This window comes from Streptomyces sp. NPDC048659 (genome assembly GCF_040650575.1).
Taxonomy (GTDB): Bacteria; Actinomycetota; Actinomycetes; order Streptomycetales; family Streptomycetaceae; genus Streptomyces.
Genome location: NZ_JBEZHM010000003.1, coordinates 105,326 through 125,205 on the forward strand (window position 1 = coordinate 105,326; position 19,880 = coordinate 125,205).

General features: G+C 73.3%; 17 protein-coding genes. 10 read left to right on the top strand and 7 right to left on the bottom strand.

Annotation, left to right across the window (positions count from 1 at the left end; all coding sequences use genetic code 11):
• The first annotated feature begins 50 nt into the window (after window positions 1–50).
• The 4 genes from AB0C99_RS03740 (at window position 51) to AB0C99_RS03755 (ending at window position 4,426) form a co-directional block, all read left to right on the top strand.
• Window positions 51–1,130, top strand: coding sequence for a glycine betaine/L-proline ABC transporter ATP-binding protein (locus tag AB0C99_RS03740; protein ID WP_362468813.1), 1,080 nt, complete (start codon window positions 51–53; stop codon window positions 1,128–1,130).
• Window positions 1,123–2,931 (top strand): ABC transporter permease/substrate binding protein, encoded by a 1,809-nt coding sequence (locus AB0C99_RS03745; RefSeq protein WP_362468815.1) that lies wholly within the window; start codon window positions 1,123–1,125, stop codon window positions 2,929–2,931. Before AB0C99_RS03740 ends, AB0C99_RS03745 begins: the two co-directional genes overlap by 8 nt.
• Window positions 2,932–3,155: 224 nt before the next feature.
• A complete protein-coding gene (locus tag AB0C99_RS03750; protein WP_362468817.1) occupies window positions 3,156–3,707 on the top strand; it encodes a helix-turn-helix domain-containing protein in 552 nt (183 codons plus the stop codon).
• Window positions 3,704–4,426 (top strand): helical backbone metal receptor, encoded by a 723-nt coding sequence (locus AB0C99_RS03755; RefSeq protein WP_362468819.1) that lies wholly within the window; start codon window positions 3,704–3,706, stop codon window positions 4,424–4,426. Before AB0C99_RS03750 ends, AB0C99_RS03755 begins: the two co-directional genes overlap by 4 nt.
• Here the strand turns inward: AB0C99_RS03755 and AB0C99_RS03760 are convergent.
• Entirely contained in the window at window positions 4,365–5,555 is a 1,191-nt protein-coding gene (locus AB0C99_RS03760) for a TDT family transporter (protein WP_362468821.1), read from the bottom strand. The genes AB0C99_RS03755 and AB0C99_RS03760 overlap by 62 nt on opposite strands.
• 70 nt (window positions 5,556–5,625) lie before the next feature.
• Between AB0C99_RS03760 and AB0C99_RS03765 the strand changes: the two genes are divergently transcribed.
• Window positions 5,626–6,558, top strand: coding sequence for a LysR family transcriptional regulator (locus AB0C99_RS03765; protein WP_362468822.1), 933 nt, complete (start codon window positions 5,626–5,628; stop codon window positions 6,556–6,558).
• 54 nt (window positions 6,559–6,612) lie between these two features.
• Here the strand turns inward: AB0C99_RS03765 and AB0C99_RS03770 are convergent, their stop codons facing one another.
• On the bottom strand, window positions 6,613–8,244 hold the full coding sequence (locus AB0C99_RS03770; RefSeq protein WP_362468824.1) for an amidohydrolase: 1,632 nt from the start codon (window positions 8,242–8,244) through the stop codon (window positions 6,613–6,615).
• A gap of 161 nt (window positions 8,245–8,405) precedes the next feature.
• Window positions 8,406–9,032 (bottom strand): TetR family transcriptional regulator, encoded by a 627-nt coding sequence (locus tag AB0C99_RS03775; protein ID WP_362469094.1) that lies wholly within the window; start codon window positions 9,030–9,032, stop codon window positions 8,406–8,408.
• A 71-nt stretch (window positions 9,033–9,103) separates the two neighbouring features.
• On the opposite strand from AB0C99_RS03775, the gene AB0C99_RS03780 reads away from it, so the two are divergent.
• The gene (locus tag AB0C99_RS03780) at window positions 9,104–10,561 is read left to right on the top strand and encodes a cytosine permease (RefSeq protein ID WP_362468826.1); all 1,458 of its coding nucleotides are present in this window, start codon (window positions 9,104–9,106) and stop codon (window positions 10,559–10,561) included.
• On the opposite strand, the gene AB0C99_RS03785 is transcribed toward AB0C99_RS03780, so the two are convergent.
• The 3 genes from AB0C99_RS03785 to AB0C99_RS03795 form a co-directional block, all read right to left on the bottom strand.
• The gene (locus tag AB0C99_RS03785) at window positions 10,545–11,231 is read right to left on the bottom strand and encodes a gamma-glutamyl-gamma-aminobutyrate hydrolase family protein (RefSeq protein ID WP_362468828.1); all 687 of its coding nucleotides are present in this window, start codon (window positions 11,229–11,231) and stop codon (window positions 10,545–10,547) included. The two genes, AB0C99_RS03780 and AB0C99_RS03785, sit on opposite strands and share 17 nt — an antisense overlap.
• Window positions 11,232–11,286: 55 nt before the next feature.
• Window positions 11,287–12,738, bottom strand: a complete 1,452-nt coding sequence (gene eat, locus AB0C99_RS03790) for an ethanolamine permease (protein ID WP_362468830.1) — start codon at window positions 12,736–12,738, stop codon at window positions 11,287–11,289.
• 120 nt (window positions 12,739–12,858) lie between these two features.
• Window positions 12,859–13,587, bottom strand: coding sequence for an FCD domain-containing protein (locus AB0C99_RS03795; RefSeq protein ID WP_362468832.1), 729 nt, complete (start codon window positions 13,585–13,587; stop codon window positions 12,859–12,861).
• A 79-nt stretch (window positions 13,588–13,666) separates the two neighbouring features.
• On the opposite strand from AB0C99_RS03795, the gene AB0C99_RS03800 reads away from it, so the two are divergent.
• The 4 genes from AB0C99_RS03800 to AB0C99_RS03815 all read left to right on the top strand — a co-directional run bounded on the left by AB0C99_RS03800 (window position 13,667) and on the right by AB0C99_RS03815 (window position 18,575).
• Window positions 13,667–15,031: a glutamine synthetase family protein gene (locus tag AB0C99_RS03800; RefSeq protein ID WP_362468834.1), complete on the top strand. Its 1,365-nt coding sequence runs from the start codon at window positions 13,667–13,669 to the stop codon at window positions 15,029–15,031.
• A gap of 8 nt (window positions 15,032–15,039) precedes the next feature.
• Window positions 15,040–16,419, top strand: coding sequence for an aldehyde dehydrogenase family protein (locus AB0C99_RS03805; RefSeq protein ID WP_362468836.1), 1,380 nt, complete (start codon window positions 15,040–15,042; stop codon window positions 16,417–16,419).
• Entirely contained in the window at window positions 16,416–17,201 is a 786-nt protein-coding gene (locus AB0C99_RS03810) for a 3-oxoacyl-ACP reductase (protein ID WP_362468838.1), read from the top strand. The genes AB0C99_RS03805 and AB0C99_RS03810 overlap by 4 nt, the downstream gene beginning before the upstream one ends.
• 81 nt (window positions 17,202–17,282) lie before the next feature.
• On the top strand, window positions 17,283–18,575 hold the full coding sequence (locus AB0C99_RS03815) for a haloacid dehalogenase-like hydrolase (protein ID WP_362468840.1): 1,293 nt from the start codon (window positions 17,283–17,285) through the stop codon (window positions 18,573–18,575).
• A gap of 13 nt (window positions 18,576–18,588) precedes the next feature.
• Here the strand turns inward: AB0C99_RS03815 and AB0C99_RS03820 are convergent, their stop codons facing one another.
• Window positions 18,589–19,791: an amino acid deaminase/aldolase gene (locus AB0C99_RS03820; protein WP_362468842.1), complete on the bottom strand. Its 1,203-nt coding sequence runs from the start codon at window positions 19,789–19,791 to the stop codon at window positions 18,589–18,591.
• Window positions 19,792–19,880 lie beyond the last annotated feature (89 nt).

Here is a 19,880-nt window from a genome sequence, read left to right on the forward strand (position 1 = left end):
GCCGCTGCGGGGGTGGCGGGCCGTTTCTCGTCGCTACCCGTGAGGTGAATGTGTCCACGCTCCAAGCCGACCACCTGTACAAGGTGTTCGGCAGGCGACCCGAAGAAGCCGTCCGCGAACTCGCCGCCGAGGACGGTGCCGCCGACCGCGAATCGCTGCGCGCCGACGGCACCACGGCAGCCGTCGTGGACGCCTCCTTCACCGTCGAACCCGGCCAGATCTTCGTGGTCATGGGACTCTCGGGCTCGGGCAAGTCCACCCTCCTGCGGATGCTCAACGGCCTGCTCGAACCCACCGCGGGACGCGTCCTGTACGACGGCGCCGACCTGACCGCGCTCTCCCCGCGCGAGCTCCGCGCCGTCCGCTCTCGCAAGATCAGCATGGTCTTCCAGCACTTCGCGCTCTTCCCGCACCGCAGCGTCCTGGAGAACGCCGCCTACGGCCTGGAGGTCCAGGGCGTCTCCCGCGCGGAGCGCGAGAAGCGCGCCGCCGAGGCCCTCGACCTGTGCGGGCTCGCCGGCTGGGAGTCCTCCTGGCCCGACGAGCTGTCCGGCGGGATGCAGCAGCGCGTCGGCCTGGCGCGCGCCCTCGCCACCGACGCCGACCTGCTGCTCATGGACGAGTCCTTCAGCGCCCTCGACCCGCTGATCCGCCGCGACATGCAGGACCAGCTCCTCGTCCTCCAGCAGAAGCTGAAGAAGACCATCGTCTTCATCACCCACGACCTCAACGAGGCCATGCGCCTCGGCGACCGCATCGCCGTCATGCGCGACGGCCGGATCGTCCAGCTGGGCACCGCCGAGGACATCCTGGTCCGCCCCGCCGACGACTACGTCGCCTCCTTCATCCAGGACGTCGACCGCACCCGGGTGCTCACCGCCGCCGCCGTCATGACCGACGGCGCCGTCGGTCCCGGCGACTGCCCCGCCGACTGCTCCTGCCGCGCCGTCGCCCCCGACACGCTCCTCGCCGAGCTGTGCGCCGTCTCCGCGCTCACCCCGCACCCCGTGGCCGTCGAGGACGCCGACGGCACCGTTCTCGGCGTCGTCACCCAGGACCTCCTGCTGGCCGCCATGGGCAGCGCCAACGACACCGAGCGGACCGAGCGGGAGGCGAGCACCCATGCCTAGACTCCCCCTCGGCGAGTGGGTCGACTCCGCCGTCGACTGGCTCCAGGCCCAGCTCTCCTGGCTCTTCGACGCGATCACCACCGCCGTCACCGGCCTCTACGACGGCATCGACGCCGTCCTGTCGGCGCCCCAGCCGCTGCTCTTCGCCGGCATCCTCGCGATCGCAGCCTGGTGGCTGCGCGGCCTGACCGCCGGAGTCCTCGCCTTTGCCGGCTTCGCCCTCGTCGACTCCATCCAGCTGTGGGACGAGGCCATGGCGACGCTCTCCCTGGTCCTCGTCGCCACCCTGGTCACCCTGCTCATCGCCGTACCCCTCGGCATCTGGGCGGCCCGCTCCAAGACCGTCAGCGCCGTGCTGCGCCCCGTCCTGGACTTCATGCAGACCATGCCGGCGATGGTCTACCTCATCCCCGGCATCATCTTCTTCGGCGTCGGCGTCGTCCCCGGCATCATCGCCACCATCGTCTTCGCCCTGCCGCCCGGCGTCCGCATGACCGAGCTCGGCATCCGCCAGGTCGACGGCGAGCTCGTCGAGGCCGCCGAAGCCTTCGGCACCACCCCGCGCAACACCCTGCTGCGGGTCCAGCTGCCGCTCGCGCTGCCCACGATCATGGCCGGCGTCAACCAGGTGATCATGCTCGGCCTGTCCATGGTCGTCATCGCCGGCATGGTCGGCGGCGGCGGGCTCGGCGGCGCCGTCTACCGGGCCATCGGCAACGTCGACATCGGCCTCGGCTTCGAGGCCGGCATCTCCATCGTCATCCTCGCCATGTACCTGGACCGGATGACCGGCGCCCTCGGCCGCCAGGTCTCCCCGCTGGGCCGCCGCGCCCTCGCCAAGGCCCGCGCCGCGAGCGCCGCCCGCGCGGGAGCGCGCCTGTGGGACCACCGCCCGCAGCCCGTCACCGCCCTCGTCGGCGTCGTCGTCCTGGCCCTCGTCGCCGGCGGCATGGGCTTCCTCGGCTCCGGCGGCGCCTCCTCCACCTCCGCCTCGGGTCCGAACACCGGCCACGGCAAGAAGATCAGCATCGGCTACATCCCCTGGGACGAGGCCATCGCCTCCACGTACCTCTGGAAGGAGCTCCTGGAGCGCCGGGGCTATGAGGTCGACGCCAAGCAGCTGGAGGCGGGCGCGCTCTACACCGGCCTCGCCGGCGGCCAGATCGACTTCCAGACCGACTCCTGGCTGCCCGTCACCCACGCCCAGTACTGGGACCGGTACAAGAACGACCTGGAGGATCTCGGCTCCTGGTACGGCCCCACCTCCCTGGAGCTCACCGTCCCCTCGTACGTGAAGGACGTGAACTCCCTCGCCGACCTCAAGGGCAAGGCCGGGCAGTTCAAGGGCCGGATCGTCGGCATCGAACCGAGCGCCGGGATGATGGGGCTCCTCAACGACAAGGTGCTCAAGGAGTACGGCCTGGCCGGCGAGTACAAGGTCGTCGACGGCTCCACCCCCGGCATGCTGGCCGAACTCAAGCGCGCGTACGACAAGAAGGAGCCGATCGTCGTCACCCTCTGGTCGCCGCACTGGGCCTACTCGGCGTACGACCTCAAGAAGCTCCAGGACCCCGCGGGCGCCTGGGGCAAGGGCGACGGCGTCCACACCCTGGCCCGCAAGGGCTTCGCCGCCGAGAACCCCGAGGTCGGCGCCTGGCTCAAGGGCTTCAAGCTCAGCGAGAAGGAACTGACCGGCCTCGAAGCCGTCATCCAGGAGACCGGCAAGGGCAAGGAGCAGCAGGCCGTGCGCACCTGGCTCGACCGGAACCCCGGCCTCGCGGAGCGGCTCGCCCCGCAATAGCTCCGCGCAATCGCCCCGCCGTGACGTGGCGTGACGCGCGGTGACATGCCGCGCGCGGACCCTGTGGCCCGGCCCCATGACTCCGCTCCGAAAAGGTGTGGTCGCCGAACGTGTTCGGCGACCACACCTTTTCGCCACGACGCGAAACCCCGGCCCAAAGCTGCGTAAGGTTCAGTTGACCGACCAGTACGCGTAAGCCACGGGACACGAGGGAGGGGACCGACATGGACGACAAGGAGTCGCCGCGCGTGGGCGCGGCCGTCAAGAGGCGCCGCAGGGCGCTTTCGCTCACGCTGGCCGTCGTCGCCCAGCGCAGCGGCCTGTCCGTGCCCTTCCTCAGCCAGGTCGAGAACGACCGGGCCCGCCCCAGCGACCGCTCCCTCCAGCTCGTCGCCCAGGCCCTGGAGACCACGGCCGCCGAACTGCTCGCCGCCGCCGAGGCCGCCCGCACGGTCGACGTCGTCCGCTCCGACGAGGAGCTGTGGGAGATGCCCCCGGGCGTCCGCCCGCTGGTCCGCGGCCGGCACCAGCTCCAGGCCCTGGAGTTCACCGGCGAGCAGGACGCGGGCCGCGAATTCCTGCACCGCAACGACGAGTTGCTGTACGTGGCCGACGGCGCCGCCGAGATCGAGGCCGAGGGCCGCGCGTACCGCCTCGGGCGCGGCGACACCCTCTACCTCTCCGGCGGGGTGCGGCACCGCTGGCGGGCCACCCTCCCCGGCACCCGGCTCGTCTTCGTCTCCGTCGCCGACCACATCGAGGCCGCGGAGGCATGACCGGGACCCGGGTGGTCTCGCTCGTCCCCTCGCTCACCGAGGCCGTCGCCGTCTCCGCGCCGCCCGGCACCCTCGTCGGCGTCACCGACTGGTGCAGCCATCCCGCCGACCTCGGCGGGGCCGTGCGGATCGGCGGCACCAAGAACCCGGACCCGGCCGCCGTCGCCGCCCTCCGCCCCGACCTGGTGATCGCCAACGAGGAGGAGAACCGGGCCGAGGACCTCGACACGCTGCGCGCCGCCGGGCTCGACGTCCTCGTCACCGAGATCCGCACCCTCGGCCAGGCCCTCGCCGAACTCGACCGGGTCCTCGCCGCCTGCGGGGTGCGCGCCCGGCCCCGCTGGCTCGACGCGGCCGAGGCCGCCTGGGCCGACGTCGCCCCGGACGAGCCGCCGCGCACCGCCGTCGTACCGGTCTGGCGCCGCCCCTGGATGGTCCTCGGCCGCGACACCTTCGCCGGCGACCTGCTCGCCCGCCTCGGCGTCCGCAACCTCTACGCCGACCACCCCGAGCGCTACCCGCGCATCCCGCTCGACGAGCTGAACGCGGCGGCGCCCGAGCTCGTCGTCCTCCCCGACGAGCCGTACCGCTTCACGCGCGAGGACGGCCCCGAGGCGTTCCCCGGGGCCGCCGCCGCGCTCGTCGACGGACGCCACCTCACCTGGTACGGGCCGTCACTGGCCGAGGCGCCCCGGGTGCTGCGAGCAGCGCTCCGCTGAAGAGCCCGCGCGCGGTGTGCGCCGCCGCCACCAGCCAGGCGGCCACCAGCAGCGCGTACAGCCCGACCGCCAGCCAGCGGAACAGCGCGAGCCCGGTGTGCTGGGCCAGGCCCTCGGCGCCGGTCACGCAGGTGCCGACGGGGAAGGTGAAGGCCCAGAAGGTCATCGCGAAGCCCATGCCCCGGCGGCGCGCCCGCACCACCAGCGCCCCGGCGAACACCAGCCACAGCAGCGCGAAGCCCATCACGGGGACGCCGTACAGCACCGCGAAGGCGGCGAAGCCGTGGGCGTACGGCTCGGGCAGCACGCCCGGGGCCGTGTCGGCGAACTTGTTGGCGGCGGTCGTCGACTGGCCCAGGGGGCCGAGCACCAGGAACAGGGTGGGGGTCAGCGCCAGGGGCAGCGGCCCGTGGGTGACCAGCCGGCCGAAGACCAGGGGCAGCATGACCAGGGTCGCCAGCAGGCTGACACCGAACAGCGCGTAGCAGAGCAGCAGCAGCGTCTCCTGTGCCTGCCCGGCCGCCACGTGGGGCACCAGCAGGGGGCCGACGGCGGCGGAGACCATGGGGGCCACCACGGGCAGCAGCCACACCGGGGTGGCGCCCTCTATGTGGTGGCGGGCCACCATCAGATACGGGATCCCGGCCGCGGCGGCCAGTCCGATCACCGTGCCCGCGACGAACAGCACGCTGCCGAGGGCGATGGCCGCCGTGAGCCCGATCCAGTCCCGGCCGACGACCAGCGCGCCGCCGCCGACCGCGAGCAGCGCCATCGACAGACAGCCGTAGAAGGGCGCCATCGTCGGGTCGAGCAGATGCGCGCGGGCCTGGTCCCGGTGGTGGAGCCAGTGCAGGGAGCGGGCGGTGAGCAGGGTCAGCAGCATGGCCAGGGACAGCGCCCAGAACGCGGTGCACACGGTCCGCAGCCCTGGGACGTCGACCGGGAGGCTCGCTCCCGCCGTGCCGACGATGGCGGTGCCCATCACGGAGGCGTACCAGTTGGGGCCCAGGTGACGGACCGAGGACCACCGGCCGCCGGGGGCGCCGGCGCCAGGGGCCCGGTGGGCCTGACCGGCCTGACCGGCCTGAGGGGCCTGAGGGGCCTGAGAGGAGGGAGTGATGGTTGCCATGACTCCAGCGTCTCTCCGCCACACGCCCCCCACCAGGGACATCGCGACTATGAACCCATAAGCTGCCTTTATGAGCAGCGAGCCGCACGACATCCCGCACCCCCTGTCCCACCGGGTCCCCGACCTCGGCGCGCTCGAACTGCTCCTCGCCGTCGCCCGGCACGGCAGCCTCGGCCGGGCCGCCCGCGAGGTCGGCATCACCCAGCCCGCCGCCAGCAGCCGGATCCGCTCCATGGAACGCCAGCTCGGCGTCGCCCTCGTCGACCGCTCCCCGCGCGGTTCGCGGCTCACCGACGCCGGGGTGCTCGTGACGGACTGGGCGCGCCGGATCGTGGAGGCCGCGGAAGCCTTCGACGCGGGTGTCCAGGCGCTGCGGGGCCGCCGGGACTCCCGGCTGCGGGTCGCCGCGTCCATGACGATCGCCGAGTACCTGCTGCCCGGCTGGCTGATCGCGCTGCGCGCGGGGCGGCCCGACACCGCCGTCTCCCTCCAGGCCGGGAACTCCGCAGCCGTCGCCGAACGGCTGCTCTCGGGGGAGGCGGACCTCGGCTTCGTGGAGGGCCTGGCGATACCGGAGGGCCTGGACGGGGCGGTCGTCGCGCACGACCGGCTGATCGTCGTCGCCGCGCCCTCGCACCCCTGGGCGCGCCGGCGCGAGCCCCTGGACCCGGCGGAGCTCGCCGCGACCCCGCTGATCCTGCGCGAGCACGGCTCGGGCACCCGGCAGGTCCTCGACGCGGCCCTCGCCGCCCACGGGGGGCTGGCCCAGCCGCTGCTGGAGCTCGCCTCGACGACGGCGGTGAAGGCGGCGGCGGTCTCCGGCGCGGGCCCCGCCGTCCTCAGCGAGCTGGCCATCGCGGAGGAGCTGGCCTCCCGCCGGCTGGCCGCGATCCCCGTCGCGGGCGTGCTGCTCCGCCGCGACCTCCGCGCGGTCTGGCCCACCGGCCACCGCCCCACCGGCCCGGCCCGCGACCTGCTGTCGCTGACGCGGGCGCGGGGCTAGCCGGCGCGAGGCTAGCTGGCGGGGGACGATCCGGCGAGGGGGGACGATCCGGGCTCAGCCCGTCGTCTCCGCGCGGAACGTGATCCGGCCGTCCACCGCCGTCAGCAGCACCGGAACGTCCGGCAGCTCCGTCGCCGGGGTCGCCACCGGGTCGGCCGCCAGGACGGTGAGGTCCGCGCGGTGCCCGACGGCCAGGGCGCCCGCCTCGTGCTCCTCGCCCGCCGCGTACGCCGCGTTCACCGTCATCGCGCGCAGCGCCTCCAGGCCCGTCAGCGCCTGCTCGGGCCCGTGCGGCGGCTGGCCGAGGTCGCGGCTCGGGCGCCGGTGCCGGGCCCCGGCCAGCACTCCCAGCGGCGGGAACGGGGCGATCGGCCAGTCCGAGCCCAGTACCACCGTGGCCCCCGAGTCCCACAGGTCCCGGCAGCGCCAGGCGCGCGAGGCCCGCTCCTCGCCCAGCCGCCGCGACCAGTTGTCCGTGTGGTCGGCGCGCGTGAAGTCGCAGCAGTGCGTGGGCTGCATCGAGGCCAGCACGCCCAGCTCCGCGAAGCGGTGCAGCGTGTCGTCGGGCACCGTCTCGATGTGCTCGACCCGGTGCCGCACCGCGGGACCGCCGGAGGCCGCCGCCCGCTCCACCGCGTCCAGCGCGTGCCGCACCGCCGCGTCGCCGATCGCGTGCGTCGCCGTCGGCACCCCGGCCCGGTGCAGCTCGCCGATGATCCGGGTGTACGCGGCCGGGTCCGGCCAGAAGGCGTGCGTGGACTCGCCGTGGCAGTCGGGCCGCTCCAGCCACGCCGTGCCGTTGTCGATGGTGCCGTCCATGAACAGCTTCACGCCGTCCACCCGCCACAGCGCCCCGCCGGTGCCCTGCCGCGCGATCAGCTCCCGTACGCCCTCCGCGTCCGTGCCGGGCTGGCACCACGGCGCCACCCGCAGCCGCAGCGGCAGCTCGCCCGCCGCGTCGAGCTCGCCCAGCAGCTCCAGGCTCTCGCCGTTCGCGTCCATCACGTGCCCGCCGGTCAGACCGGCCGCCGCCATCGCGCGCAGCGCCGCCGCGAGTCGCTCTCGCCGCTCCTCGCGCGTCGGCTGCGGGGCGACCCGCTCGACCAGCTCGCAGGCGGCGTCCTCCTGGAGCAGGCCGGTCGGGCGGCCTTCCGCGTCGCAGACGACCTCGGCCGACGCCTGGTCGAAGGTGCGCGGCCCGTCCACCCCGGCCAGCTCCAGCGCCCGGCGGCTGGCGAGCGCCGAGTGCGCGTCGAAGAGGAGCAGGAAGGCCGGGATCCCGTCGAGCACGGTGTCGAAGGGGGCGATGCCCACGGGGGCGTCGCCGAACACGTTCGGGTCGAGGCCCCAGCCGAACAGCCAGTCGCCGCGCCCCAGTTCGCGTACCGCCTCGGCCAGCGCCGCCCGTACGCCGGCCACGTCGGCGCAGTGCGAGAGGTCGAGCCCGTCGGTCAGCTCGGCTCCGCTGACCGGGTGCAGGTGCCCGTCCACGAGCCCGGCGGTGACCACGGCCCCCTGGAGGTCGACCACCTCGGTCGCCGAGTCCGCGAGGCCGCGCATCTCGCGGTCGTCGCCGAGCGCCGAGATCCGGCCGTCCTCGGACACCGCGAGCGCGGTCTGCGGCAGGAAGCCGCCGGTGCCGGGGTCGAGCAGCCGGGCGGAGGACAGGACGAGGCGCGTGCGCACAGGGGCTCCAGGAGGGAGGTGGTACGGGCAGAAGAAAAGATGTCGAGCACGACAGGTGCATTGAGCACATTGAGCACATTGAGCACGCCGCGTACGCCGGACACGACGTACGCGGCGGACGGGCCGGACAAGGCCGGATCCAGCGAACCCCCGCAGGGCGTCTAGGCCCCCAACACCCCCCGCTCAAGCCCCAGTTCGCGCTCCGCCGTCGTGACGGCCATGCGGCTCACCACCGCCGGGCGGTCGGTGCGGTCGGAGTTCGCGTGGGAGCCGAGGCCGTCCAGGACCACCAGGATCTGGATGGCGGCGGCCCGGGAGTCGTCGGTGCGGAACTCGCCGCGCTCGACACCCTCGCGGATCAGGCCCTCCAGCCGGTCGTCGGAGGCCAGCTCCATCTCGGTGACCCGGTCGCGCAGGACCGGACGGTAGCGGCTGAGGTGGCGGGCGTTGATCCAGAGGCGGCTGATGTCGTCGTACGCCTCGCCCGCCGAGAGCGCGAAGTACCGCGCGAGGTAGTGCGTCGGCGTCCCGTCCGCGCGCTCGGCGGGCAGCAGGGACTCCAGCTCGCCCAGGGCCGCGACGGCGAACGCCTCGGCCACCAGCTCCTCCGCGGAGGGGAAGTAGTGGCTGATCAGGCCGGGCCGTACGGAGAGCTCCTCGGCGACGCGCCGCAGGGTCACGCATTCGAGGCCCTCGGTCAGGGCGACCCTGGCCGCGACCTCCACGATCTCGGCCCGGCGGGCCTCGGGAGATTTGCGAACTCGTTTGAGTTGAACGCTTGACGACATAACGGTGATGCTATTGAGTGTGCGACCAATAAGCAACGAGGTGTGCACGACACGTTCATACGGAGGGCCGCATGGCTTCCACGTTCCCCGACCCGCGCGCCAGCGCCCCCGCCGCGCGGCCGGAGGCGGACCGGCCCACCAGGATCGAGTCCCACGGCATCGACCACATCCCCGACGAGGACCGCCACGGGCACCCCCGCGAGCTCTTCTCCGTCTGGGCCGCCGCCAACGTCAACTACCTCAGCCTCGTCATCGGCGGCGCCCTCGTCCTCATGGGGCTCAGCCTCTGGCAGGCGTTCGGCGTGATCGTCGTCGGCAACCTGTTCTGGCTGCTCACCGGCGTCCTCGCGGTCTCCGGCCCCGCCGCCGGCGCGCCCAGCGAGGTGATCACCCGGGCCCTGTACGGGGTGCGCGGCAACCGCGTGAACAACGCGGTCACCGGCTGGACCATCTCGGTCTGTTACTTCGCCCTGAACCTGGCCGCCGCGGCCGGCGCCGCCTTCGCCCTGGTCGAGAAGACCGGCATACACGCCGGCACCGGCGTCAAGATCGTCGTGGTGCTCCTCATCGCCGCCGCCACCCTCACCATCGGCGTCTACGGGCACGCCCTGATCATCCGGCTCTACCTGCCGATCACCATCGCGCTCGCCGCCGCCTTCGGGGTCGTCGGCTACGCGGTGCTGCGCCACGCCGACTTCGGCTACACGCCCGACACCCCGCTGACCGGCGGCGCCCTGTGGGCGGCCCTGATCGGCGGCGTCACCCTCATCGCCGCCGGCCCCCTGTCGTACACCACCAGCGCCGACTTCTCCCGCTATCTCCCGGTCACGACCTCCAAGCGGGCGGTCGTCGGCTGGACCGCGCTCGGCGGCTTCCTGCCCAGCGTCGTGGTCTGCTCGCTCGGCGCGCTGGCCGCCACCGTCGTCGACATGACCGACCCGCAGACGGCCCTGCAGACCATGCTGCCGGGCTGGTTCACACCGGTCTTCCTGCTCTCGCTGGTCCTCGGCACCATCGCCATCAACGCGATGACCGCCTACAGCGCGGGCCTCGCGCTCCAGGCGGTCGGCCTGCGCATCCGGCGCTCGGTGAGCGTCCTGGCCGACGGCACCGTCGCGGTCTCCCTCACCCTCTACGCGCTGCTGGTCTCCAACTTCCTGGACACCGTCAGCAACGTCCTGGAGCTGACCGTCATCCTGCTCGGCCCCGCCATGACCGTGTACGCCATGGACATCCTGCTGCGCCGCAACCGCTACGACGGCCGGGCCCTCATGGACGAGAGCCACGGCAGCGCCTTCTGGTACACGGCCGGTGTCAACCCGGCGGGCGCGCTGGCCGTGCTCGGCGGGGCCGTGGCGGCGGCGCTGTGCGTCGACACCGTCTACACCAGCCCCGTCTCGCACGCCCTCGGGGGAGTGGACCTGACCCTCCCGGCCGGCATGGCGGTCTCGGCGCTCCTGTACGCCGTCCTCATGCGCGGCCGGATCCCCGCCGCCCCCGCCGGGCCGGGCGTCAGCGCGGCCGGCTAGCCGCCGCCACCAACTCCCGCGTCAGCCGCAGGTCTTCGCCCATCTCGGGGTGCCACTGCACCCCGAGGACCCAGCCGGGGCCCGGGAGTTCGACCGCCTCCACCGTGCCGTCCGCCGCGTGGGCGGCGGCGGTCAGCCCCTTGCCGAGGATGTCCACGCACTGGTGGTGGTACGTCGGCACCTCGGTCCGCTCCGGGACCAGCGCGGCGTACCGGGTGCCGGGCACCGGCTCGACCGGGTGGCGGCCCATGACGCCGACCGGCCCCGTGTGCCCGTCCAGGTGCTGCACGAGGGTGCCGCCGAGGGCCACGTTGAGCAGCTGCATCCCCCGGCAGATCCCGAGCAGCGGGGTGCCCGCGGCGAGCGCGGCGTCGATCAGGGCCAGCTCCCAGGAGTCCCGGGCCCGCGCGGGCGGCCCGGTCCGCGGGTCGGGCTCGGCCCCGTACCGTACGGGCTCGACGTCGGCCCCGCCCGCGACGACCAGGCCGTCGAGCCGGGCCACCGTCTCCGCCGCGGCCGAGGGGTCGTCCGGCGGCAGCATCACCGCGAGGCCGCCGCTCGCCTGCACCAGCCGCGGGTAGGCGGCCGGCAGCAGCGCCGCCGGCAGGTCCCACACCCCCCAGCGGGCCTGGTCCAGATAGGTCGTCACGCCGATGAGCGGCTTGGGCATGGGCTCCTCTTCCGGTACGGATTCCAGGTCGGCGGCGGCCCCGGGGCCGCCGCCCTCAGCGTTCGAGCTCGGCCTCGGCCGCCGCCAGCGCGGCGAACTCCTCCTCCGGCGCCCTCGCCACCAGGTGGTGGCGACTGTAGAACGCGAAGTAGGCCAGGGCGATCACGTAGACCCCGAGGGCGATGAGCGCGGCGTCCTTGTCGACGAGGAAGGTCGCCACCAGTGCCGACAGCGCCAGCACGAAGGCCACCGAGGAGGTGAGCTGCCCGCCCGGGGTGCGGTACGGCCGGGCCAGCCCCGGCTCCCGGCGGCGCAGCACGATGTGGGAGAGCGCCATCAGGGCGTACGAGATGGTGGCGCCGAACACCGCGATGTTCAGCATCCGGGCGCCGTTCCCCGTCCCGGCGGCGAGCGCGAAGCCGAGGGCGCCCGGGATCAGCAGCCCCAGGTACGGCGACTTGCGGCGGCTGGTGAGGGAGAGGAAGCGGGGCAGGTAGCCGGCCCGGGAGAGCGCGAAGAGCTGGCGGGAGCCCGCGTAGATGAGGGAGAAGAAGGAGGCGACCAGGCCCGCGAGCCCCGCGTAGTTGACGAAGCGGCTCAGCGCGGTCGGCTCCCCGTCCCCCTGGAGCGCCACCACCAGCGGGTTTCCGGCCTCCTGGATGGCGGCGGAGCCGCGCGCCCCGGTCGCCGCGAAGAAGGTGACCACCGCGAGCAGCGCCAGGACGCCCATCGACAGGGCGAGCGCCCGGGGCATCGAGCGCACCGGGTCCTTCGCCTCCTCGGCGGCCAGCGGCACGCCCTCGACGCCGAGGAAGAACCACATGCCGAAGGGGAACGCGGCCCAGATGCCCAGCAGCCCGAACGGCAGCCAGGAGTTCGCGCCGAGCGCGCCCTCGTCGACCGGGATGTCGTTGAGGCCCGACACGTGGAAGTCGCTCAGCGCGCCGAGCGCGAAGACGACCAGCGCCGCCACCGCGACGGCGGTGACGATCAGGCTGAAGCGCAGTGCCTCGCCGACGCCCCACAGGTGGATGCCGATGAAGAGCGCGAAGCAGACCAGGTAGACCGGCCAGCCCGACTCCAGGCCGAAGAGGCCGAGGGACTCCACGTAGTCGCCGATGAAGATGGAGATGGCGGCGGGCGCCAGCACGTACTCGATGAGGATCGCGGTGCCGGTGAGGAAGCCGCCCCAGGTGCCGAGGGCGCGGCGGGCGAAGCCGTAGCCGCCGCCCGCGGTGGGCAGGATGGCGGAGAGCTCGGCGAGCGAGAAGACCAGGCACGCGTACATCGCGCCCATCAGCAGGGTCGCGATCGCCAGGCCGCCGAAGCCGCCCTTGGACAGGCCGATGTTCCAGCCGGAGAAGTCGCCGGAGACGACGTAGGCGACGCCGAGCCCGGTGAGCAGCAGCCAGCCGGCGCTGCCCCGGCGCAGGGCGCGCCGGGCGAGGTAGTCGTCGGTGGTGCTTCCTGTGGTGCCTTTGGTGCCTGAGGTGTCGTCCAGCGTCATGGCGGCGGTCAGCTCCCCGCAAGGGTTCCCAATGGATTGGTGCCATACCTTTGCGTCGCACAAGCGGGCGGCGCAAGCCCCGTGCGTTACTTTCCGGTTACGTGGCGGGGGCCGCCCCCGTCAGGTCAGGAAGCCGCGCAGCAGCGCCGCCGTCCCGGCGCAGTGCTCCCGCATCACCTCGCGCGCCGCGTCCGCGTCCCCGTCCAGCACCGCCTCCACCAGCGCCGTGTGCTGGTGCTGCGAGTGCTCCAGGTTGCGCACCAGCAGCGGGATGCAGTCGAGCAGGTCGTTGACGGTCGCCCGGACCGCCGCGTACTGCGCGGTCAGCGTCGGCGAACCCGACAGCTCGGCGAGCGTCAGGTGCAGCAGCGTGTCCTGCCGCCGGTAGTCGCCGAGCGGCGCGTCATGGGTGGCCGCCAGCGCCGCGCGCAGCCGCCCGGCCCCCTCCTCGGCCAGGCCGTGCGCCGCGCACAGACCGGCCGCGCCCACCTCCAGGACCTCGCGGAAGCGCAGCGTGTCCTCCACGTCCACGGCCGCGATCCGGCGCCGCAGCTCCGCCTCGTCGGCGGTCTGCGGGCGCCGGAGCACGAACGTCCCGCCGTACCGCCCGCGCCGGCTCTCCACCAGCCCCTGCTCCTGGAGCACCTTCAGGACCTCGCGCAGGGTGACCCGGCTGATCCCCATCCGGTCCGCCAGCTCCCGCTCGGCCGGCAGCCGCTCGCCGCCCGGCACCAGGCCGAGCCGGACGATCTGCAGGATCTGCTCCAGCGCCTCCTCGAAGCCGTTGCCCGCGCGCACCGGCCGCAGCACCGGCGTCAACCGGTCAGCCGATTCATTCGTCTGGGTCACCTCGCTGTTTCCCCTTCCCAAGCAATGGTCCTGAGCAATACCTTATGGCTTCCGGCAGGCCCAAGGAGGAGTCAATCCCGTGGCAGACCGCACACCCCCGCTCGCCGTCGACGAGCTCCGAGCCCTCGTCGCGAGCGGCGAGATCGACACCGTCGTCCTGGCCTTCCCCGACATGCAGGGACGCCTCCAGGGCAAGCGGTTCGCCGCCCCCTTCTTCCTCGACGAGGTCCTCGGCCACGGCACCGAGGGCTGCAACTATCTTCTGGCCGTCGACACGGAGATGAACACCGTCGACGGCTATGAGATGTCCTCCTGGGACCGCGGCTACGGCGACTTCGCCATGCACCCCGACCTCTCCACCCTGCGCCGCGTCCCCTGGAACGAGGGCACCGCGATGGTCATGGCCGACCTCGCCTGGAACGACGGCACCCCCGTCGTCGCCGCCCCCCGCCAGATCCTGCGCCGCCAGCTCGACCGCCTCGCCGCCCTCGGCCTCACCGCCCACGTCGGCACCGAGCTCGAATTCATCGTCTTCAAGGACACCTACGAGCAGGCGTGGGACGCGAACTACCGCGGCCTCACCCCCGTCAACCAGTACAACATCGACTACTCCGTCCTCGGCACCGGACGCGTCGAACCCCTGCTGCGCCGCATCCGCAACGAGATGGCCGGCGCCGGCCTCACCGTCGAGTCCGCCAAGGGCGAGTGCAACCCCGGCCAGCACGAGATCGCCTTCAAGTACGACGAAGCCCTGATCACCTGCGACCAGCACGCCGTCTACAAGACCGGCGCCAAGGAGATCGCCGCCCAGGAGGGCTGCTCCCTCACCTTCATGGCCAAGTACAACGAGCGCGAGGGCAACTCCTGCCACATCCACCTCTCGCTCCAGAACGCCGACGGCGTCAACGTCATGGCGGGCGAAGGCCCCGACGGCATGTCCGACGTCATGCGCCACTTCCTCGCCGGACAGCTCGCCGCCCTCCGCGACTTCTCCCTCCTCTACGCCCCGAACATCAACTCCTACAAGCGGTTCCAGCCCGGCTCCTTCGCCCCCACCGCCGTCGCCTGGGGCTTCGACAACCGCACCTGCTCCCTGCGCGTCGTCGGCCACGGCCGCTCCACGCGCTTCGAGAACCGCCTCCCCGGCGGCGACGTCAACCCCTACCTCGCCGTCGCCGGACTCGTCGCCGCCGGACTCCACGGCGTCGAACAGGGCCTGGAACTCCCGGACGCCTGCGCGGGCAACGCGTACACCGCCGCGTACGAGCACGTCCCCACCACCCTGCGCGAGGCCGCCGAACTCTGGGAGAACAGCGAGATCGCCAAGGCCGCCTTCGGCCCCGAGGTCGTCGCCCACTACCGCAACATGGCCCGCGTCGAACTCGACGCGTACGACGCCGCCATCACCGACTGGGAACTGCGCCGCTCCTTCGAACGCATGTGAGGAAAGACTTGCTCCAGGTACTGAACCCGGCGACCGGGGAGGTCGTCGCCACCGTCCCCGCCGCCACCCCCGCCGACGTGGACACCGCCGTCACCCGCGCCACCGCCGCCCAACGCTCCTGGGCCGCCGCCGCACCCGCCGAACGCGCCCGGATCCTGCGCCGCTTCGCCTCCGCCGTCGACGCCCACGTCGAGGAACTCGCCCTCCTGGAGGTCACCGAGGCCGGCCACACCCTCGGCAACGCCCGCTGGGAGGCCGGCAACGTCCGCGACCTGCTCGACTACGCGGCCGGGGGAGTCGAGCGCCTCAACGGACGCCAGATCCCCGTCCCCGGCGGCCTCGACATCACGATCCTCGAACCCCTCGGGGTCGTCGGCGTCATCGCGCCCTGGAACTTCCCCATGCCGATCGCCGCCTGGGCCACCGCCCCCGCCCTCGCCGCGGGCAACGCCGTCATCCTCAAGCCCGCCGAGACCACCCCGCTCACCGCCCTGCGGCTCGCCGAACTCGCCCTGGAGGCCGGCCTCCCCGAGGGCCTCTTCCAGGTCCTCCCCGGCGAAGGCCCGATCGCCGGGAACGCGCTGGTCGAACACCCCGGCATCGCCAAGATCGTCTTCACCGGCTCCACCCGCGTCGGCAAGTCCATCATGGCGAGCTGCGCCGACCAGGTGAAGCGCCTCACCCTCGAACTCGGCGGCAAGAGCCCCAACATCGTCTTCGCCGACGCGGACCTGGCGGCAGCGGCGGCGGCCGCCCCCATGTCCTTCCTCGACAACAGCGGCCAGGACTGCTGCGCCCGCACCCGGATCCTCGTCCAGCGCGAGGTCTACGACCGCTTCCTGGAGCTCCTCACCCCCGCCATCGAGGAGATCGTCGTCGGCGACCCCCTCGACGAGCGCACCCAGATGGGCCCCCTCATCTCCCGCGCCCAGCTCGACCGCGTCCGCTCGTACGTCACCGCCGCCGAGGCCACCCCCGGCGCCGACGTCATCCGCGGCAAGGCCCCCGAAGGCCCCGGCTTCTGGTTCCCGCCCACCGTCCTCACCGGCCTGCCCGAGGACGCCCCCTGCGCCGTCGAGGAGGTCTTCGGCCCCGTCGCCGTCGTCCTCCCCTTCGAGGACGAGGCCGACGCCGTCCGCCTCGCCAACGCCACCGACTACGGCCTGTCCGGCTCCATCTGGACCCGCGACGTCGGCCGCGCCCTGCGCGCCTCCCGCGCCGTCCGGGCCGGCAACCTCTCCGTCAACTCCCACTCCAGCGTCCGCTACTGGACCCCGTTCGGCGGCTTCCGCCAGTCCGGACTCGGCCGCGAACTGGGACCCGACGCCCTGACCGCCTTCACCGAAACCAAGAACGTCTTCATCAGCACGGAGGGCCCCGCACTGTGAGCACCAACGAGACCATCTGCCGCCGCCTCGTCGGCCGCACCGCCGTCATCACCGGAGCCGGCAGCGGCATCGGCCTCGCCACCGCCCGCCGCCTCGCCTCCGAAGGCGCCAACGTCGTCTGCGCCGACATCGACGAGCGGGCCGGCAAGGCCGCCGCCGACGAGGTCGGCGGCACCTTCGTCAAGGTCGACGTCACCGACCCCGACGAGGTCGAGGCCCTGTTCAAGACCGCCTTCGACACCTACGGCTCCGTCGACATCGCCTTCAACAACGCGGGCATCTCGCCCCCCGACGACGACTCCATCCTGGAGACCGGCCTTGAGGCGTGGAAGCGCGTCCAGGACGTCAACCTCACCTCCGTCTACCTCTGCTGCAAGGCCGCCCTCCCGTACATGCGCCGCCAGGGCAAGGGCTCCATCATCAACACCGCCTCCTTCGTCGCCCTCATGGGCGCCGCCACCAGCCAGATCTCCTACACCGCCTCCAAGGGCGGCGTCCTCGCCATGTCCCGCGAACTCGGCGTCCAGTTCGCCCGCGAGGGCATCCGCGTCAACGCGCTCTGCCCCGGGCCCGTCAACACCCCGCTCCTCCAGGAGCTGTTCGCCAAGGACCCCGAGCGCGCCGCCCGCCGCCTCGTCCACATCCCCGTCGGCCGCTTCGCCGAAGCCGACGAGATCGCCGCCGCCGTCGCCTTCCTCGCCAGCGACGACTCCTCCTTCGTCAACGCCGCCGACTTCCTCGTCGACGGCGGCCTCTCCGGCGCGTACGTGACCCCGCTCTAAGCGTTCACCCGTCATCCATCCCCCCGACAGCCGGGCGTCGCGAGGCGCCCGGCTGTCGTGCGTACACCCAGGAGAGTGTTCATGACCAACAAGCTCCGCACCCCCGCCGTCACGGCCGCCCTCGCCCTCGCCGCGACCGGCCTGCTGCCCGCCGCCGGCGCCCAGGCCGCGCCCCACGAGCCCCGCGCCCCGCGTGCCTGCGCCGGACTCACCGTCACCGAAGGCTGGTACGGCGACAACAAGGCACGCCTCGACAAGCTCATCGCCGACCACTGCCGCACCACAGCCGACAAGGGCGACAAGGGCGGCAAGGGCACCAAGCCCGTCGCCGTCTTCGACTGGGACAACACCGTCATCAAGAACGACGTCGGCGACGCCACCTTCTACTGGCTGCTCCGCAACGACCGCGTCCGGCCCCCGCGCCACGGCGACTGGTCCACCACCAGCCGCTACCTCACCCCCGAGGCCGCCACCGCGCTCGGCGCCGCCTGCCCCACCGCCGTCCGCACCCTCCCCACCAGCACCGACACCCGCTGCGCCGACGAACTCCTCGCCGTCTACGGCAACGGCACCACCACCGGCGGGAAGAAGGCGTTCGACGGCTACGACCACCGCCGCATCGAGCCCCAGTACGCCTGGCTCGCCCAGCTCCTGCACGGCTGGACCACCCGCCAGGTGAACTCCTTCGCCGCCGCCGCCCGCGCCGAGAACCTCGCCGCGCCGCAGGGCGCCACTCAGCGGGTCGGCAGCTCCCAGGTCACCGGCTGGGTCCGCTACTACGACCAGCAGCGCGACCTCATCCGCGCCCTCAAGGGCGCCGGCTTCGACGTGTGGATCGTCTCCGCCTCGCCCGAGCCCGTCGTCGACGTGTGGGCCGGCGGTGTCGGCGTCGCCCCCGACCACGCCCTCGGCATCCGCAACACCACCGAGCACGGCCGCCTCACCAGCCACCTCAAGGGCTGCGGCACCGTCCGCGACGGCGAGGACCGGATGATCACCTACATCGACGGCAAGCGCTGCTGGATCAACCAGGAGATCTTCGGCGTCCGCGGCCCCGCCGCCGAACGCGTCCAGCCCCCCGCCCGCCGCCAGGTCCTCGCCGCCGGAGACTCCGACACCGACATCTCGTTCCTGCGCGACGCCACCGGACTGCGGCTCGTCCTCAACCGCAACAAGAACGAACTCATGTGCCGCGCCTACGACAACGGCGACGGCCGCTGGCTCGTCAACCCCATGTTCATCGAGCCCAAGAAGCGCAAGACCACCGCCTACCCCTGCGCCACCACCGGCTACACCGCCCCCGACGGCACCCCCGCCCCCGTCCGCCGCACCGACGGCAGCGTCATCGCCGACCAGCAGGACAGCGTGTACTGACCTCCCCGGGAGGCTAGAGGAAGGTCCGGCCCTCGCCCCGGTACGTCGGGACGGCGGCCGTGACCCGGTCACCCGACACCAGGTGCAGGGTGTCGAACCGCTCGCACAGCTCGCCGGCCTTCGCGTGCCGGAACCACACCTTGTCGCCGATCCGCAGATCGTCGGCCGGCGAGCCCAGCAGCGGCGTCTGCACCTCGCCCGCACCCTCCTGCGGGTCGAAACGCAGCCCCTCCGGCAGATACGGCACCGGCGACCGGTCCGCGCCCGCCACCCCCGACGCCGGATAACCGCCGCCCAGCACCGTCACCACGCCCACCCCCGGCCGGCGCACCACCGGCAGCGCGAACAGCGCCGCCGGACGCCCCGAGAACGACGCGTAGTCGTCGAACAGCCGCGGCTGGAACAGCCCCGAACCCGCCGCGACCTCCGTCACCGCGTCCTCGGCCGCCGTGTGCTGCACACTGCCCGTGCCGCCGCCGTTCACGAACTCCAGCTCCGGCGCCACCGCCCGCACCGCCCGGACCACCGCCGCCCGCCGCGCCGCCAGCTCCCGGCGCGCCGCCGCCTGCATCAGCCGCACCGCCCGCGAGCGCAGCGGACGCCCCGCCACCGCGTCCCCGACCCCCGCCACATGCCCCTCGTACGCCATCAGCCCCACCAGCCGGAACCCCGGCCGCCGCGCGACCGAACGGGCCAGCTCCGCCAGCTCGGCCGGCTCCCGCAGCGGCGAACGGCGCGCCCCGAACCGGACCCGGCCCCCCAGCAGGTGCAGCGAGGTGTCCAGCTCCAGACAGACCCGCACCTCCTCCGCGCCGCCCGCCCGCGCCGCGTCGATCAGCTCCAGCTGCGCCACGTCGTCGATCATCACCGTCACCGCCGCCGCGAGCTTCGCGTCCCCCGCGAGCTCAGCGAACCCGGCCCGGTCCGCCGACGGATACGCCAGCAGCACGTCCTCGAACCCCGCCCGCGCCAGCCACAACGACTCAGCCAGCGTGAACGCCATGATCCCGGCGAACCCGTCCCGGGCCAGCACCCGCTCCAGCAGCGCCCGGCACCGCACCGACTTGCTCGCCACCCGCACCGGTTTCCCGCCGGCCCGCCGCACGAGATCGTCGGCGTTCGCGTCGAAGGCATCCAGATCGACGAGGGCCAGGGGCGCGTCGAGCGAGGCGGTCGCCCGGTCGAAACGGGCACGGTCAGCCGCACGGGGAGTCATGGCCCGAGCTTGCCAGACCGGTTTACACGTGGGTAGCCCCTGGGTTCCCGCCCCGGAGGGAACTGCCCGTAGAGTGGCCGCCATCGCTG

What these genes read in the sequence shown, in the direction of transcription:
- AB0C99_RS03745 (WP_362468815.1), top strand. Translation starts at nt 1,123, where the DNA reads ATGCCTAGACTCCCCCTCGGCGAGTGGGTCGACTCCGCCGTCGACTGG.
- AB0C99_RS03750 (WP_362468817.1), top strand. Translation starts at nt 3,156, where the DNA reads ATGGACGACAAGGAGTCGCCGCGCGTGGGCGCGGCCGTCAAGAGGCGC.
- AB0C99_RS03755 (WP_362468819.1), top strand. Translation starts at nt 3,704, where the DNA reads ATGACCGGGACCCGGGTGGTCTCGCTCGTCCCCTCGCTCACCGAGGCC.
- AB0C99_RS03760 (WP_362468821.1), bottom strand. Translation starts at nt 5,555, where the DNA reads ATGGCAACCATCACTCCCTCCTCTCAGGCCCCTCAGGCCCCTCAGGCC.
- AB0C99_RS03765 (WP_362468822.1), top strand. Translation starts at nt 5,626, where the DNA reads ATGAGCAGCGAGCCGCACGACATCCCGCACCCCCTGTCCCACCGGGTC.
- AB0C99_RS03775 (WP_362469094.1), bottom strand. Translation starts at nt 9,032, where the DNA reads ATGTCGTCAAGCGTTCAACTCAAACGAGTTCGCAAATCTCCCGAGGCC.
- AB0C99_RS03780 (WP_362468826.1), top strand. Translation starts at nt 9,104, where the DNA reads ATGGCTTCCACGTTCCCCGACCCGCGCGCCAGCGCCCCCGCCGCGCGG.
- AB0C99_RS03785 (WP_362468828.1), bottom strand. Translation starts at nt 11,231, where the DNA reads ATGCCCAAGCCGCTCATCGGCGTGACGACCTATCTGGACCAGGCCCGC.
- eat (WP_362468830.1), bottom strand. Translation starts at nt 12,738, where the DNA reads ATGACGCTGGACGACACCTCAGGCACCAAAGGCACCACAGGAAGCACC.
- AB0C99_RS03815 (WP_362468840.1), top strand. Translation starts at nt 17,283, where the DNA reads ATGACCAACAAGCTCCGCACCCCCGCCGTCACGGCCGCCCTCGCCCTC.
- AB0C99_RS03820 (WP_362468842.1), bottom strand. Translation starts at nt 19,791, where the DNA reads ATGACTCCCCGTGCGGCTGACCGTGCCCGTTTCGACCGGGCGACCGCC.